Here is a 15,987-nt window from a genome sequence, read left to right on the forward strand (position 1 = left end):
ACCGGGACGGACGAACCTCTGGTGTGCCAGTTGTCCTGCCAAGGGCACCGCTGGTTAGCTACGTTCGGAAGGGATAACCGCTGAAGGCATCTAAGCGGGAAGCTCGCTTCAAGATGAGGTTTCCATGCACCCTCGAGGTGTGAGAGGCTCCCAGCTAGACTACTGGGTTGATAGGCCGGATGTGGAAGCGGGGACTGAAGACCCGTGAAGCTGACCGGTACTAATATGCCGATGACTTATCTAACACACTTTTACGCTCAAACTTGCGCAGAGCGAAGATTGACTCACGTCCACTATGCGGTTCACGGGAAACGACCGTACACACCCATGAGATTCAAGGGTGACGGTTGTGCCGAGAGAGTTACGGCGATCATAGCGGCAGGGAAACGCCCGGTCTCATTCCGAACCCGGAAGCTAAGCCTGCCAGCGCCGATGGTACTGCACTGGTTACGGTGTGGGAGAGTAGGACATCGCCGGACAACTTCATAGATAGTGGTGGCGGCCGCTCCAGTTCATGGCCGTGTTCACCCGTCGAATCCGCGCCCGCGTCAATCGCAGGGCGCGAAGATTCCGGGGCAACGGACACGGACCAGGAGTAGGCCGCCATCACTGTTTTTCCATGCCGCTGTTCGGGTCCATGACGACGCGGACGGCGGGAGCAGTGCCAGGCTCGTGATGTACTGGTACGTCTTCTGAACAGTGCTGGCCGCCGGTAGACGGCGGAACTGGGCGTCCCGGATGCGGCGCGCCCCGGGCCCATGGCTTCCGCCTGCGATGACGACGTCTCGCAGCGCGAGCACGACGAACGAAGCATCACCGAGCAGTCAAAGGATTGGAAGTCATGGCCGGCGAGCCCGACAGGCAGCGTCCTCGATCTAACGAGTCCGGTAAGGGCGGTCCCAGCAGAGGGCCGGCCGGAGGCCGTGGCGATCGGGACGGGCAGTCGCGCACGGGTGACCGTGGCCGCGCCCCGTCCCGTGGTGCCAGCTCCCACGGCAGTGGACGGGTGGCCGGCATGCGTACGTCCCGTTCCTCCAGCGACGGCGGCGGTTTCTCCCGCGACGGTGAGCGCGGTGGCTCACGTCCTCCCAGCAGTGGTGGTTTCCGCTCGGGTGGTCCGAGCCGTGACGGCGGCCCCCGTGGTGGCGACCGTGACAACCGTGGTTCCGGTGGCGACCGGGGCGGTTTCCGTCCGGGTGGCTCCGGTGGTTCCGGCGGTGACCGGGGCGGCTTCCGTTCCGGTGGCTCCGGCGCCCCGTCCGGCGATCGGGGCGGCTTCCGTTCCGGTGGCCCCGGTGGCGACCGCGGTGGCTTCCGTGACAACCGTGGCGGTTCCGGCAACTCGGGCGGTGACCGTGGTGGTTTCCGTTCCGGTGGTGACCGCGACAACCGCGGTTCCTCCGGTGACCGTGGCGGTTTCCGCTCCGGCGGCCAGGGAGGCGACCGTCCCGGCTTCCGTCCGGGTGGTTCCTCCGGCGGTGACCGTGGCGGCTTCCGCTCCGGTCCGCGTGAGGGCGGCTTCAACAACGACCGTGGCGATCGTGGCGGCTTCAAGCCCGGCGGTCGTGACGGTGGCAGCAACGACCGGGGCGGCTTCCGTTCCGGGGGTGACCGTGACAACCGCGGTGGCTCCGGCGACCGGGGCGGTTTCCGTCCGGGTGGTTCCTCCGGCGGCGACCGCGGCGGCTTCCGGTCCGGTGGCCCGGGCGGCTCAGGCGGCTCGGGTGGTGACCGGGGCGGCTTCCGTTCGGGTGGCCCCGGCGGCGACCGCGGCGGTTCGCGTCCCAGTGGTTTCAGCAACGACCGGGGCGACCGCGGCGGCTTCCGGCCCTCCGGCGACCGTGGCGGTTTCAAGCCCGCCAACCGTGACGGTGGCAACGACCGGGGCGGTTTCCGTCCGGGTGGTTCCTCCGGCGGCGACCGTGGCGGCTTCCGGTCCGGCCCGCGTGAGGGCGGTTTCAACAACGACCGGGGCGACTTCAAGCCGGGCGGACGTGACGGCGGCAGCGATCGTGGCGGTTTCCGCAACGACCGTGGTGACCGTCCCGCCGGTGGTGACCGTGGTGGCTTCCGGTCCGGCCCGCGTGAGGGCGGCTTCAACAACGACCGGGGCGACCGGGGCGGTTTCAAGCCCGCCGGTCGTGACGGCGGCAGCAGCGATCGCGGTGGTTTCCGTTCCGGTGGTGACCGCGACAACCGCGGTGGCTCCGGCGACCGGGGCGGTTTCAAGCCCGCCGGCCGTGACGGCGGCAGCAGCGACCGGGGTGGCTTCCGTCCCTCCGGCGACCGTGACAACCGTGGTGGCTTCCGCTCCGGCGGCCAGGGCGGCGACCGTCCCGGCTTCCGCCCGGGCGGTTCCTCCGGCGGCGACCGTGGCGGCTTCCGCTCGGGTGGTCCCGGTGGTGACCGGGGCGGCTTCAAGCCCGCCGGTCGTGACAGCGGCAGCAGCGATCGCGGGGGGTTCCGTTCCGGTGGTGACCGCGACAACCGCGGTGGCTCCGGCGACCGGGGCGGGTTCCGTTCCGGTGGCCAGGGCGGTCCCGGCGGCGACCGGGGCGGTTTCAAGCGCGAGGGTGGCTTCAGCAACGACCGTGGCGGTTCACGCCCCGGCGGCAGCGGTGACCGCGGTGGCTTCCGTTCCGGTAACCAGGGTGGCCCGGGTGGCCAGGGTGGCGACCGTGGTGAGCGCCCCGGCTTCACCGGTCAGAAGCGCAGCTGGGGCGACAAGGACAGCACCAAGGCCAGCAACCCCGAATCGCGTTCGAACGAGGGCGGTTTCCCGGCCCAGCGACGCAGCTGGAACGACGACAAGCCCCGTGAGGCGCGTTCGGGTGAAGGTAGCCCGGCGAAGAGCTACGAGCGTCCCGAGCGCTCGGACCGTCCCGACCGGGGCGAGCGTCCCTCGGGTGGTGCCGGCAAGAGCTGGGGCGGACGTGAGTCCCGTGACCGGACCGAGCGTCGTCCGGCCACGCACACCCGTTCGCAGCGTTCCGACGACGGCCGCACCCTGCGCCCGATCTCGACGCGCAAGGTCGTCGGTCGCGACCCGGAGATCCCCGAGGGCATCAGCGCGAGCATGCTCGAGAAGGACGTCCGTACCGAGCTGTCCGGTCTGAGCCGCGAGGTCGCGGTGCAGACCGGCGCACACCTGGCCGCCGCGAACTACTTCATCGAGTCCGACCCCGAGCTGGCCTGGGAGCACGCGGTTGCTGCCCGTAAGCGTGGCTCGCGGCTGGGTGTCGTGCGGGAGACCGCCGGCCTGGCGGCCTACCGCACCGGTCGGTACGCCGAGGCCCTCGCCGAACTGCGCACGCACCGCCGGATCTCGGGCTCCAACGAGCACCTCCCGGTGATGGCCGACGCCGAGCGTGGCCTGGGCCGTCCCGAGCGGGCGCTCGAGCTGGCCCGCAGCGCCGAGGCCAAGACGCTCGACCAGGACGGTCGCATCGAGCTGAAGATCGTCGAGTCCGGCGCCCGCGCCGACATGGGCGAGTACGACGCCGCGGTCGTGGTGCTCCAGGTGCCCGACCTCGACAGCAACCGGCGTTCGCCGAGCCTGGCCCGCCTGCGGTTCGCGTACTCCGAGGCGCTCAAGCAGTCCAAGCGCAACAAGGAGGCCGACGCCTGGCGTACCCGCGCCATGGCCGAGGACCCGGACGGCACGGCCGGTGTCGGTGGCCTGGACGAGGAGGAGCTCGAGGTCATCGACCTCGAACTGGACTCCGACGATGACGACGCCTCCGACGATGGCGTGGACGACGCCGAGGAGACCGGCGACGCGGACGAGATCCGTGACGCCGCCACCGAGGACGACGCGGCCGACGAGCTCGACGACCAGGACGACGACCTGGACGACGAGGACGACGAGGACGAAGAAGAGGACGAGGACGACGAGCCGCAGGCCGGCTCCGACGTCAAGGCCGACAGTACGAAGAGCTCACCTCTCGAGATGCGCTTCGACTACGGCGGCAGCGAGGATGCAGGCAAGAACACCGACCGGTAAGCGAGCCGCGTCCGTGATCCGGACGTGAATCGCCGGTACCGGGGCCGGGTGACATTCCATGTCACCCGGCCCCGGTCGTTTGCCGGAGCGATCCACGGACGGATGGAGAACAACCATGGTCAGTGACACCGACGCGTTCGGTTCCCCGGAACCGGACGCCCTGGAACTCGTCCTCAATGCGGAGCCCTCACCGCAACCGGCGCAACCGGCGCAACCGGCGCCCGAACCGTACGAGTCCGAGACGGTGGTCCTGCCTCAACCGGGGGAGCCCGAGCCGGTGACCGGCCTCGACCTGCTCGACGGGGTGGACCCGGAGCCGGAGTACGTGCCCGCCCTGATCGACAGCGACGACGGACCGATGCTCCTGCCCCCGGAGACCGTGACGGACACCGACCCGGCGCAGGCCGAGGACACCCTGATGGCGGGGGACGACTACGGTGACGTCCTGTGAGTTCTTCCTCCACGCTGATCGGGCTGGACCGCGCGCCGTCCGCCGAGTTCGACACCGTCCTGCTCGACCTCGACGGGGTCGTCTACATCGGGCCGAAGGCCGTCGACGGAGCCCCCGAGGCCCTGGAACGGGTTCGGGCCGAGGGCACCCGCACGGCCTTCGTGACCAACAATGCCTCCCGTCCGCCACGGGTGGTGGCCGAGCACCTGCGGGAGCTCGGTGTCCACGCGCAGGACGACGACGTGGTCAACTCGGCGCAGGCCGCGTCCGCGTTGTTCGCCAAGCGTCTGCCGGCCGGATCGAAGGTCCTGGTGGTCGGGGGAGTCGGGCTCTACGAGGCGCTGGAGGCGGCCGGGCTGAAACCGGTCGGCTCGATGGACGACGAGCCGGTCGCCGTGGTGCAGGGCTTCTCGCCCGACCTGAACTGGCAGCTGCTGGTCGAGGGAACCCGCGCGGTCCGCGCCGGTCTGCCCTGGATCGCCACCAACATGGACGCCACCGTGCCCACCCCGTACGGTCCGGCGCCCGGCAACGGCACGATGGTCGAGGCCGTCATCACCGCCACGAAGGTTCAGCCGGAGGTGGCGGGTAAGCCCCAGCCCACGTTGTTCCTGGAGGCTGCCGCTCGCTACGGCAGCGAGAAGGCCATCGTCGTGGGCGACCGGCTGGACACCGACCTCGAGGGCGCCCGTGCTGCCGGCCTGGTCGGCCTGATCGTGCTCACCGGCGTGCACCGGGCGACCGATCTGATCGCCGCGGCCGCACACACGCGTCCCCACTTGATTGCCCGTGACCTCGGGGGCCTGCTCGAACCGCACCCCACCCCGAAGGTGCAGGGTGACCTGGTCACCGTCGGCGAGTCGCGGGTCCGCGTCGGGAAGGGCGCGGTCATCGTGATCGAGGCCGGTTCGGACGCGCTCGATCTGCTCCGGGCCGGTTGCGTCGCGGCCTGGGCGTATCAGGACCGTTACGACGACGTGGCCGGTTCCGAGGCGCTGCTCAACGAGCTCTACGCGATGGAGGGCGACGGCCCCTGGGGCCGGTAGCGTGACGTCAGCATGTCCACACACTTCAGCCCGACGAACCCGGAGGCAGCACCGTGACGAGCGAGTACCCGCCCGTCCGCACAGGCCTGCCCGGTTCGTTCGGCGCCACCCCCCTGTCCATCCGCCCGCCCCAGCCCTGGGACCTGCCCGCAGAGCCCGAAGAGCCCGAAGAACAGCTTGAGGACGAAGAGCCGCTTGAGGACGACCCGACGGGCGATGATTCTCGGTTCACCTCCGGTGGGGCGATAACAGGCCGAAGCGAAACGGCAGCCGATGCGCCGGCCACCTCGTCCTCCATTTCTGCCCCTCGACCCCCGGTGACGGGCGACCGTGCGGTCGACGAGGCGATGGAACTGGTGTCGGACTCGTTCGGCGCGGATCTCGACTTCCAGCTCCAGGCCTATGAATCGGCCCACCAGACGTTGCAGGACCGGCTCGCGGATGTCGAGAGTTAGATGGCCAAGCTGATCAGGCTCGATGCCGAACTGGTACGCCGCAAACTGGCTCGCTCCAGGGAGTCCGCCGCGCAGCTCGTGCACGACGGGCGCGTCACCGTGGCGGGCTGGCCCGCCACGAAACCCGCGACCCGGGTCGACCCGGCGGTCGCGATCGTGGTGAAGAAGGACGAGTCCGATCCCGGGTACGCCAGCCGGGGTGGGCACAAACTGGCTGGTGCGCTCGACCATTTCACGCAGATCGACGTGACCGGGCGGCGTTGTCTGGACGCGGGCGCGAGCACGGGCGGGTTCACCGACGTGCTGTTGCGCCGGGGCGCGGGACACGTGGTGGCGGTGGACGTGGGCTACGGGCAGCTGGTGTGGTCGTTGCAGCAGGACCCGCGGGTGACGGTGCTGGACCGCACCAATATTCGTGAGCTGAAGCCGGAACAAGTGGCCCCCGCGCCGTCGCTGGTGGTGGGGGACCTGTCGTTCATCTCGCTGCGGCTGGTGTTGCCCGCGCTGGTGGGATGTACGGCTCCGGACGCGGACCTGCTGCTCATGGTGAAACCTCAGTTCGAGGTGGGGCGTGAGCGGCTGGGTTCAGGCGGTGTGGTGCGTGATCCGGAGGTGCGGGCAGACGCGGTGCGCATGGTGGCGGACGCGGCCCTCGAATTAGGTCGTGGGGTCCGGGGCGTGGTGGCGAGCCCGCTGCCGGGTCCCAGTGGCAACGTCGAGTTCTTCCTCTGGCTGACCGCCGGTGCGCCGCCGCTGGAGACGGCCGCGCTGGAGCAGGCCATCGTCGACGGGCCTGCGTGAGACGTTCGGCCGGCCCGCGAACGACAGCACACACAAGAGCAACAGCACCGATCGAGGGAGCTTCATGAGCACACCCGACCGCCGGGTGCTCGTCCTGGCCCACACCGGCCGGGACACCGCCGTCGCGGCCGCCGAGGAGCTCGTGCACCTGCTCGTGGACGCCGGCATCAAGCCCATCGTGATGCCCAGCGACTCCGAGGGCCTGACCGGCAAGACGATGCAGCTGCTGCACCAGGCCAGCCCGAAGGATCCGCTGGACGCGATCGAGCTGGTCATCGTGCTGGGCGGGGACGGCACGATCCTGCGTGGCGCCGAGCTGGTGCGCGGTCATCGGGCTCCGCTGCTGGGGGTGAACCTGGGGCACGTCGGGTTCCTGGCCGAGTCCGAGCGCGACGACCTGGCGTACACCGTGCAGCGCATCGCGGCGCGTGACTACGAGGTCGAGGAACGGATGACGCTCGATGTCGCCGTGCACGTCGACGGCGAGAAGATTGCCGACCTGTGGGCGCTGAACGAGGCCTCGGTGGAGAAGGCCAACCGCGAGCGCATGATCGAGGTCGTGATCGAGGTCGACGGCCGGCCGGTGACCGAGTTCGGGTGCGACGGTGTGGTCATGGCCACGCCGACCGGGTCGACGGCCTACGCGTTCTCGGCCGGGGGCCCGATCGTCTGGCCGGAGGTCGAGGCACTGCTGCTGGCCCCGCTGAGCGCCCACGCCCTGTTCGCCCGCCCGATGGTGGTGGCGCCGACGTCGGTGCCGGCCGTGGAGCTGGTGCAGGGCACGCCGGGCCGGGCGATGCTCTGGTGCGACGGCCGCCGCAGCATGGACCTGCCCCCGGGCGCGCGGGTCGAGGTGCGGCGCTCGGCGGTGCCTGTGCGGCTGGCCCGGCTGGCCCGTCCGCCGTTCACCGACCGGCTCGTGGCCAAGTTCGGTCTGCCGGTGCACGGCTGGCGCGGGCGCGCCCTGCGGGGCTCGGACGGATCCTCACGTGAGTGGCGGGACCGCGTCGATTCGCCGGAGACGTCAGCCAAGGGTCCGGAATGTCCTTCGAACACCGTTTCGAACGGCGGATCCGGGAAGAACCCGGACGGAACCGGGCCGTCGGCCTCGCCGACTACTCAAAACCTGCCCTAGAGTCGTCGACGTGCTTCAGGAGATGCACCTGCGCGGTCTGGGCGTGATCGACGACGCGGTGCTGGAATTCAAGCCCGGACTGACCGTCGTCACGGGCGAGACCGGCGCCGGTAAAACAATGGTCGTGACCGGACTAGGCCTGCTCATGGGTGGTCGGGCGGATGCCGGGGCGGTCCGTGAGGGTTACCAGAGCGCCCTGGTCGAGGGCCGGCTCGTCCTCGATCCGAAGAACGCGGCGGTGACCAAGGCGATCGAGGCGGGCGCGGAGCTGGACGACGGCGACACGCTCGTCATCGCCCGTACGGTCTCGGCCGAGGGCCGGTCGCGGGCCCATGTCGGGGGGCGCGGTGTGCCCAACGGGCTGCTCGGCGAGATGGCCGGCGACCTGGTGGCGGTGCACGGGCAGAGCGACCAGATCCGGTTGCAGTCGCAGTCGCGCCAGCGGGAGTCGCTCGACCGCTTCGGTGGTGCCACGGTGGCGAAGGCGCTGGCGACCTACCGCAAGACCTACGCCGAGATGCGCAAGCTCGACAAGAAGCACCGGGAGATCACCCAGCAGTTCGCCGAGCGCGCCGCGGAGGCCGAGCGGCTGCGCGCCGGGCTGGCGGAGATCGAGAAGGTCGCCCCGCAGCCGGGCGAGGACCACGAGCTGAAGGCCGAGTCGCAGCGCCTCTCGCACGCCGAGGGGCTGCAGCAGGCGGCGGCCACGGCCAACGAGGCCCTGTCGGGTGAGTCGGAGGGCAGCGGTTACGCCGTGGCCGCGCTGATGAACCAGGTCCGGCGGGCGCTCGAGGGCGGTGCCGCGCACGACCCGGCCCTGGGCGAGCTGGGCCGGCGGGCGGCGGAGATCGGCTACCTGGTGGACGACCTGGCCACCGAGTGCGCGTCGTACGCGGCCGGGGTGGAGGCCGACCCGGTGCGCCTGGCCGGGGTGGAAGACCGGCGCGCCACGCTGAGCCATCTGGTGCGGGGCTACGGCGAGGACGTCGACGCCACACTGGCCTGGGCGCAGCAGGCGTCGGTGCGGCTGCTGGAGCTGGACAACGACGAGCAGTCGGTGGACGAGCTGGCCGAGCGGCTGCGTGAGCTGCGCAGCACACTGGCCCGGCACGCGGTGGCGCTGACCAAGGCGCGGCGGGCGGCGGCGGCCCGGCTGGCCAAGGCCGTGACCGGCGAGCTGCAGGAACTGTCGATGGTCGGCTCCCGGCTGTTCGTGGAGGTGACGTACAAACCCGACGACGAGGGCCTGGTGCTGGAGTCGGACCACACGATCGACCTGATCGATCCGGCCGGTGACACCGCGACCATGCTGGGGCAGGGCCCGCCGGTGGCGTTCGGCCCGGACGGCGCCGACGAGATCGAGATGCTCCTCGCACCGCACCCCGGGGCGTCGCCGCGTCCGCTCGGCAAGGGCGCCTCGGGCGGTGAGCTGTCGCGCGTCATGCTCGGCCTGGAGGTCGTGCTCGGCGCGGTCGACCCGGTGCCCACGTTCGTGTTCGACGAGGTCGACTCCGGGGTCGGCGGCAAGGCGGCGCTGGGTATCGGCCGGCGGCTGGCCCGGCTCGCCCGCAACAGTCAGGTGCTCGTGGTGACCCACCTGCCGCAGGTCGCGGCCTTCGCCGACCAGCACCTTCTGGTGCGCAAGGCGCTCAGCGGCGAGGTCACGAGCAGTGGCGTGCACACGCTCGACACCGAGGGCCGGATCCGTGAGCTTGCTCGCATGCTGGGCGGCCTGGAGGACTCCGGCTCGGCCCAGGCGCACGCGGAGGAACTGCTCGCGATGGCCGAGGCGGATCGGCAGCTGGTCTGAGGTTTCCCGGCCCTGACGATGCGTCACCCGGGTGATCCTCGGGACCAGAACCGGGTTCTGATCCGGGTGATCGGTTCCGAATCGTTGTCATCCGGAACCTTCCGCGTCCAAAGGACCGAGCCGGACATGGCACGATCGGACCCGTGAAGTTGCCGTCCCTCTCCCGTGGCCGCCGTCCCGAGCCGGCGGAAGGCCCGGGCGTCCACGGCGTCGCAAAGGTCGACAGTCGCACGAAAGACCTGACCAAGCGCCTGAAGCCGGGCGATATCGCGATCATCAACCACACCGATATCGACCGGGTGGCTGCCGACGCGCTGGTCGGCGTGCGGCCGGCCGCGGTGGTGAACGCGGCGGCCAGCATCTCCGGCCGCTACCCGAACCTCGGCCCGCAGATCCTGCTCGCGGCCGGTGTGCTCCTGATCGACGGCGTGGGCGAGTCCGTCCTCACCACGATCACCGAGGGCACCCGGATCCGGATCGACGGCAACGAGATCTGGGTCGACGGCAAGGTGGTGGCCCGCGGCACGAAGCAGGACGCCGCCACGGTCTCCGCCGCGATGGACGACGCCCGCGCCGGGCTCAACGTGCAGCTCGAGGCGTTCGCGGCGAACACCATGGAGTACCTGAAGAAGGAGCGCGACCTGCTCCTGGACGGTGTCGGCGTGCCTGACGTGAAGACGTCGTTCGAGGGCCGGCAGTCGCTCATCGTGGTGCGCGGGTACCACTACAAGGAAGACCTGGCCACGCTGCGCCCGTACATCCGCGAGTACCGTCCGGTGCTCGTCGGGGTGGACGGCGGGGCCGACGCCATCCTGGAGGCCGGCTATGCCCCCGACATGATCGTCGGTGACATGGACTCGGTCTCTGACAAGGCATTGACCTGCGGCGCCGAGATCGTCGTGCACGCCTACCGGGACGGCAACGCGCCCGGCCTGGTGCGGGTGCGCGAACTCGGTGTCGACCCGGTGGTGTTCCCGGCCACCGGTACCAGCGAAGACGTCGCGATGCTGCTGGCCGACGACAAGGGCGCCTCGCTCATCGTCGCCGTCGGCACGCACGCCACCCTGGTCGAGTTCCTCGACAAGGGCCGCGCCGGCATGGCCAGCACCTTCCTGACCCGCCTGCGTGTCGGCACCAAACTCGTCGACGCCAAGGGCGTGTCCCGGCTCTACCGCCAGCGCATCAGCAACTGGCAGCTCGCCGTCCTGGCGATCGCCGGGCTGGTCGCGCTGGGTGTCGCGCTCGCCTCGACCGAGGGCGGGCAGACGTTCTATTCGCTGATCGGGGCACGCTGGGACGACCTGACCTCCTGGGTGCAGGGCTGGTTCACCGATCCTGCACCGGAAGCACTGACGCAGAACTGGCGGGGATTCCTCAGCTGATGATCGATTTCCGGTACCACCTCGTTTCCCTCATCTCGGTGTTCCTGGCCCTCGCGGTCGGCATCGTGCTGGGCGCCGGGCCGCTCCAGGACTCCATCGGCTCCACGCTGACCGAGCAGGTCAACGCGCTGCGCCTGGACCGCGACGACCTGCGTGACCAGCTGGCCACGGCGAACTCGGCCGTGACCCACCGCGACGAGTTCGCCCAGGCCACCACGCCCGCCCTGGTCGCGGGGGCGCTGACCGGCCGCTCGATCGTCGTCGTCACCCTGCCCGGGGTGGAGGACGACGTGATCGAGCCGCTGACCGATGCGGTGACCACGGCCGGCGGCAGCGTCACCGGCCGTATCAACATCGGCGAGGACTGGACCGCCTCCGACAAGGAGACGGGCCGCACCGACGCGCTCAGCACCCTCACCGGGAAGCTGCCCAGCGGATACGTGCCCACCGACGGCAGCACCAGCGAGCGTCTGGCCCAGACGCTGTCGACCTCGGTCGTCACCTCGGTCAGCGACACCGCCTCGGGTGACACCGCCGACGCCGCGACCGCGCTGAGCGGCCTGACCGACGCCGGCCTGATCGAGGTCGACGGCAGTGTGAACGGCCTGGCCTCGGCCGCCCTGGTGGTGGTCCCGGCCAACCCGGACGCCATCAGCGACGCCTCGTCCACGGCCGGGGTCGGCGGCGACAGCGTGCCCGCCTACGTCTCCCTGGTCGCCAAGCTCGACTCCAGCGGTGGTGGCGCGGTGGCCACCGGCCCGGCCTCGGCCGCGACCAGCGGCGGCGTGCTCGACTCGATCCGCGACGACAAGACGGTGGAGGCCGAGGTGTCCACCGTCGACACCGGCTCGACCGCGATGGGGGTGGCGTCTGCCGTGCTCGCCCTGCAGGAACAGCTCGCCGGGGGATCCGGCTCGTACGGCTTCGCCGAGGGGGTGGACGACATCCTGCCGCCGATCACGGTGCGCCCGGTCGAGACCCCCACCACCGAGAGCACGACCAAGAAGAAGGGCGACAAGTGATCCGCCGGTTGCTCGTCGCCGGGGGCGCCGCCCTCGCTGCCCGGGGTGCCTGGGAACTCCTGCTGAAGAACCCGCCCGGCGGCCGGAAGCTGTGGGAGCGCACCAATCACCGCGGCGAGACACTGACCCTGCTCGAGGGCCCGGCCTACACATTGGGCGCGGCTGCGGCCACGGTGCTGACGCCCGGCATCCCGGCCCGGGTGAAGACCGCCGCCGTGGTCGCCACGGTGGGCGGCGGCACGTTCGGCGCGATCGACGACCTGCGCGAGACCGGTCAGAGCAAGGGCCTGCGCGGTCACCTCGGTGAGCTCGCGCGTGGCCACGTCACCACCGGTGGGCTGAAGGTGCTCGGCATCGGGGCGACCGGTCTGGTCGTGGCGCTGCTGGTGCCCTCCCGCCGCGACCGGGGCGATTCCGGCCTGGTCGTGCGCGGTCTGGGCGCCGCCACCGACACGCTGGTCTCCGGTGCCGTGGTGGCCGGCTCCGCGAACCTGATGAACCTGTTCGACCTGCGGCCCGGCCGTGCCATCAAGGTGGCGCTGTTGTTCGCGCCCGCCGCTTCGGGGGGATCGCCGGCGGGCCGTCTGGTCGCCGTCGCCTGCGGAGCCGGGGCCGGGTTGCTGCCCGTCGACCTGGCCGAGAAGGCCATGCTCGGAGACACCGGTGCCAACGCCGCCGGCGCGCTGCTCGGCACCGCGGCCATCACCGGCCTGGGTCGCAAGGGCCAGCTGGCCGTGCTGGCCGTGGTCGGCGGTCTGACCCTGGCCAGCGAGAAGGTCAGCTTCACCAAGGTGATCGCGCGGACGCCGGTGCTGCGCGAGCTCGACCAACTGGGCCGACGCCCCGCCCAGCAGTAGCCGTAGCAGCCGTAGCAGCTACCGCCCCTTCTCCTCCGTTCTCCTCCGTTGGTGATCATGCAAAACCTCCCCAGTCTTCTAGAACTCCTGAGCGAAGAGTTCTAGAACTCCGGGGAGGTTTTGCATGATCACCAACAAAAAAGAAGCATTGATGACGACGACCAGGGAGGGCTGCGGCGGTGAGCGCTGACGACCTGACGCCCACACCAGCCACGCCCACACCAGCCACGCCCACACCCGTCCCCGGAACGCCACCCCCCGCGTCCTCAGCCGGATCGGTCGGGAGGGGCCTGCTCGCCTCGGCCGCGCTGATCGCCGCCGTGACCGTGGTGGCTCGTGTGGTCGGGTTCGGGCGCTGGCTGTCGTTCTCCACCGGGGTCGGGTCGTACGGTGTGGGGGAGGCCTACTCCTCGGCGAATCTCCTGCCCAACGTGCTCTACGAAGTGGTCGCGGGCGGTGCCCTGGCGAGCGCCGTGGTGCCGTTGTTGGCGGGTCCGCTGGCGCGTGGCAACCGGGTGGAGATCGACCGGATCGTCTCGGCGCTGATCGGCTGGGTGCTGGTGGTGCTCGTGCCGCTGTCGGTGGTACTCGCGCTGCTGGCCGGGCCGTTGTCGAAGGTGCTCGTCGACGGGGACATCGATGGGCAACGGGCTCTCGTCGCCCGGATGATCGCCGTGTTCGCCCCGCAGGTGGCCCTCTACGGCATCGGTGTGGTGCTGACCGGCGCCCTGACAGCCCACCGGCGCTTCTTCTGGCCCGCGGCCGCGCCCCTGCTGTCGAGCCTCGTGGTGATTGTGGCCTATCAGGTCTACGGCGCACTGACCGTGTCGAAGCAGGAAGTGGCCACCCTTCCCGGAGGAGCGGAGGCATGGCTGGCCTGGGGCACGACCGCCGGGGTCGCGGTGATGACTCTGCCGTTGCTGGTGCCGATCCGGAAGGCCGGCATCCGCATCCGTCCCACCCTGACCTTTCCGTCGGGGGTGGCCCGCCGGGGCCTGGCCCTCGCCGCGGCCGGCATCTCCGCGCTCCTGGCCCAGCAGGCGTCCCTACTGGTGGCCCTGCTCCTGGCCAACCACAGTGACATGGTCGGCGCCTACATTGTCTTCCAGTACACCCAGGCCGTCTACCTGCTGCCCTACGCCGTACTCGCCGTGCCGCTGGCGACCAGCGCGTTCCCGCGTCTGGCCGAACGGGCGAACCTGGGTGACCACGCCGGTTTCGCCGCGACCGCCGCGAGCAGTACCCGCCTGGTGGTGCTGGTCTCGCTGTTCGGCACGGCCGTGCTGGCCGGTGCCGCCGTGCCGGTGGGGGAGTTCTTCACTGCGATCGACAGGTCGGGCAAGAGCTCGCAGGCCCTCGCCTCGATGGGTACGGCGCTCACCGTGATGGCCCCGGGCCTGATCGGCTTCGCGCTGATCGCCCACATCGGCCGCGCCCTCTACGCCCGCGAGCGCGGCCGGGCCGCGGCCGTCGCGACCGCCGCGGGCTGGGGCGTCGTGATCGTCGGCTCGGTGGTCGGGGTCCGTGTCACCTCGGTCGTGACCGGGCTGGCGTGGGGCAACACGATCGGCATGAGTGTCGCCGGACTGCTGCTGGTGCTGGCATTGCGCCGGGTGGCCGGTCCGGGTTCCACGGAGGGCCTGGGACGGCTCGTGCTGCTGGCCGGGCTCGCGGCCCTGGCCGCCGCGGCCGCCGGGCAGGGGGTGTCCCACCTGGTGCTCGACGGGCGGGCCGCGACCGTGGTCTGGAGTCTGGTGGCCGGTGTGCTCGCCGGTGCGGTGGCGACGGGTGTGTTCGGTGTGCTCCTCGCGGTGCTGGACCGCAAGAATCTGGGCATGCTGACCGAACGGATCTTGCGGAGGAGCAACTCTTGAGTGCTGATCGTGTTCTGCTCGTCACCGGACCGGCCACCGGCGGTGTCGCCGGGCACGTGGCCGGGCTGGCGTCCGGCCTGGCCGGACTGGGCTGGGACGTCGCGGTGTTCACCAGTCCGGTGACGGCCAACCGGCTGCCCACGACGGGTGTCCGGGTGTTCCCGGAGTGGCCCACCGGGCGGCACAACGTGCGGACCGCCCTGGAGACCCTGCGCGGTCTCATCGCCGGCGCCACCGTGGTGCACGCTCATGGCCACCAGGCCGGGCTGCTGACGGTGCTGGCTGCCGCCACGCTCGGCCAACGCCGTCGCCCGGTGATTGTGACCTGGCACAACGCCGTCCTGGGCAGCGGTCCCAAGCGTCGCGTGCAGGCCCTCGCCGAACAGGTCCAGGCCCGGCAGGCCGACCTGGTCACCGGGGCCTCGTCCGACCTGGTCGAGCGGGCCCGGGCCCTGGGCGCGAAAAACCCGGAGCTGACGATCGTGTCGGCGCAGGCGCCCGAGCCACGGACACAGGGGAGCTCACCGGCGTCCCCCGTTGGCCTCGACAGCGGCCTCGAGCCGCGTCGCGGACCCCTGGTGCTCACCGTGTCGCGGATCGCCCCGCAGAAGCGCCTGGACGTGCTCGTGGACGCCGCCGCGCTGCTGTCGGCGGACGTGCTCGGCGTGCGCTGGGCCGTCGCGGGTGACGGTGACCTGGAGCTCCTGGACGAACTGGAGCGGCAGCGCAACCGCGCGAACGCTCCCGTGGTCTTCCTGGGGCGCCGCGAGGACGTGCCCGCGCTGCTGGAGGAGGCCGACGTGTTCGCCCTGTCCAGCGACTGGGAGGCCCGTCCGCTGGCGGTGCAGGAGGCGATGGCCGCCGGGGTGCCGGTGGTCGCCACCGCCGTGGGCGGGGTCTGCGACCTGCTCGCCGACGCCGGTGCGCTCGTGCAGCCCGGTTCGGCACCGGCGCTCGCGGCCGCGGTGAAGGAACTGCTGAACGATCCGCTGCGGGCAGCCGATCTTGCGCAGCGGGCTCGAGCCCGGGTGGCGTCGCTGCCCGACGAGGACGAGGTCACGCAGGGTTGGTCGGATCGATACCGGCAGTTGGTCCCCGCGTCCAGATGAGTTGGATCCCGCCCTGAAATATGGGAAGTTCCGTTCGCTTCC

Annotated in this window: 12 protein-coding genes and 2 rRNA genes; all 14 read left to right on the plus strand. The window is 71.1% G+C overall.

The window, feature by feature from the left end; all coding sequences use genetic code 11:
- A 23S ribosomal RNA gene (locus QSK05_RS28130) occupies positions 1-244 on the plus strand; the annotation flags it as partial.
- A gap of 118 nt (positions 245-362) precedes the next feature.
- Positions 363-479 (plus strand): 5S ribosomal RNA (gene rrf / locus QSK05_RS28135).
- 536 nt (positions 480-1,015) lie between these two features.
- Positions 1,016-4,003 carry a hypothetical protein gene (locus tag QSK05_RS28140; protein ID WP_285600376.1) on the plus strand — a complete coding sequence of 996 codons (2,988 nt, stop codon included), beginning with the start codon at positions 1,016-1,018 and terminating at the stop codon, positions 4,001-4,003.
- Between the two features lie 115 nt (positions 4,004-4,118).
- Entirely contained in the window at positions 4,119-4,454 is a 336-nt protein-coding gene (locus QSK05_RS28145) for a hypothetical protein (protein ID WP_285600377.1), read from the plus strand.
- Entirely contained in the window at positions 4,451-5,500 is a 1,050-nt protein-coding gene (locus tag QSK05_RS28150) for an HAD-IIA family hydrolase (RefSeq protein WP_285600378.1), read from the plus strand. Before QSK05_RS28145 ends, QSK05_RS28150 begins: the two co-directional genes overlap by 4 nt.
- 53 nt (positions 5,501-5,553) lie before the next feature.
- The gene (locus QSK05_RS28155; RefSeq protein ID WP_285600379.1) at positions 5,554-5,955 is read left to right on the plus strand and encodes a hypothetical protein; all 402 of its coding nucleotides are present in this window, start codon (positions 5,554-5,556) and stop codon (positions 5,953-5,955) included.
- Entirely contained in the window at positions 5,956-6,756 is an 801-nt protein-coding gene (locus tag QSK05_RS28160; protein ID WP_285600380.1) for a TlyA family RNA methyltransferase, read from the plus strand.
- A gap of 64 nt (positions 6,757-6,820) precedes the next feature.
- Positions 6,821-7,891 (plus strand): NAD kinase, encoded by a 1,071-nt coding sequence (locus QSK05_RS28165; protein ID WP_285600381.1) that lies wholly within the window; start codon positions 6,821-6,823, stop codon positions 7,889-7,891.
- 22 nt (positions 7,892-7,913) lie between these two features.
- A complete protein-coding gene (gene recN, locus QSK05_RS28170) occupies positions 7,914-9,701 on the plus strand; it encodes a DNA repair protein RecN (RefSeq protein WP_352302979.1) in 1,788 nt (595 codons plus the stop codon).
- 149 nt (positions 9,702-9,850) lie between these two features.
- Complete coding sequence (gene steA / locus QSK05_RS28175; protein WP_502879829.1) at positions 9,851-11,083, plus strand: putative cytokinetic ring protein SteA; 1,233 nt, start codon at positions 9,851-9,853, stop codon at positions 11,081-11,083.
- A complete protein-coding gene (locus QSK05_RS28180; RefSeq protein WP_285600384.1) occupies positions 11,083-12,105 on the plus strand; it encodes a copper transporter in 1,023 nt (340 codons plus the stop codon). The genes steA and QSK05_RS28180 overlap by 1 nt, the downstream gene beginning before the upstream one ends.
- On the plus strand, positions 12,102-12,962 hold the full coding sequence (locus tag QSK05_RS28185; RefSeq protein ID WP_285600385.1) for a hypothetical protein: 861 nt from the start codon (positions 12,102-12,104) through the stop codon (positions 12,960-12,962). The genes QSK05_RS28180 and QSK05_RS28185 overlap by 4 nt, the downstream gene beginning before the upstream one ends.
- A gap of 179 nt (positions 12,963-13,141) precedes the next feature.
- The gene (murJ, locus tag QSK05_RS28190) at positions 13,142-14,836 is read left to right on the plus strand and encodes a murein biosynthesis integral membrane protein MurJ (RefSeq protein ID WP_285600386.1); all 1,695 of its coding nucleotides are present in this window, start codon (positions 13,142-13,144) and stop codon (positions 14,834-14,836) included.
- The gene (locus QSK05_RS28195) at positions 14,833-15,945 is read left to right on the plus strand and encodes a glycosyltransferase family 4 protein (protein ID WP_285600387.1); all 1,113 of its coding nucleotides are present in this window, start codon (positions 14,833-14,835) and stop codon (positions 15,943-15,945) included. Before murJ ends, QSK05_RS28195 begins: the two co-directional genes overlap by 4 nt.
- Positions 15,946-15,987: the final 42 nt, after the last annotated feature.

This window comes from Kineosporia sp. NBRC 101731, assembly GCF_030269305.1.
Taxonomy (GTDB): Bacteria; Actinomycetota; Actinomycetes; order Actinomycetales; family Kineosporiaceae; genus Kineosporia.

Excerpts from the sequence above, each read along its gene's own strand:
- QSK05_RS28140 (WP_285600376.1), top strand. The coding sequence starts at position 1,016 with ATGCGTACGTCCCGTTCCTCCAGCGACGGCGGCGGTTTCTCCCGCGAC.
- QSK05_RS28145 (WP_285600377.1), top strand. The coding sequence starts at position 4,119 with ATGGTCAGTGACACCGACGCGTTCGGTTCCCCGGAACCGGACGCCCTG.
- QSK05_RS28160 (WP_285600380.1), top strand. The coding sequence starts at position 5,956 with ATGGCCAAGCTGATCAGGCTCGATGCCGAACTGGTACGCCGCAAACTG.
- QSK05_RS28165 (WP_285600381.1), top strand. The coding sequence starts at position 6,821 with ATGAGCACACCCGACCGCCGGGTGCTCGTCCTGGCCCACACCGGCCGG.
- recN (WP_352302979.1), top strand. The coding sequence starts at position 7,914 with ATGCACCTGCGCGGTCTGGGCGTGATCGACGACGCGGTGCTGGAATTC.
- QSK05_RS28180 (WP_285600384.1), top strand. The coding sequence starts at position 11,083 with ATGATCGATTTCCGGTACCACCTCGTTTCCCTCATCTCGGTGTTCCTG.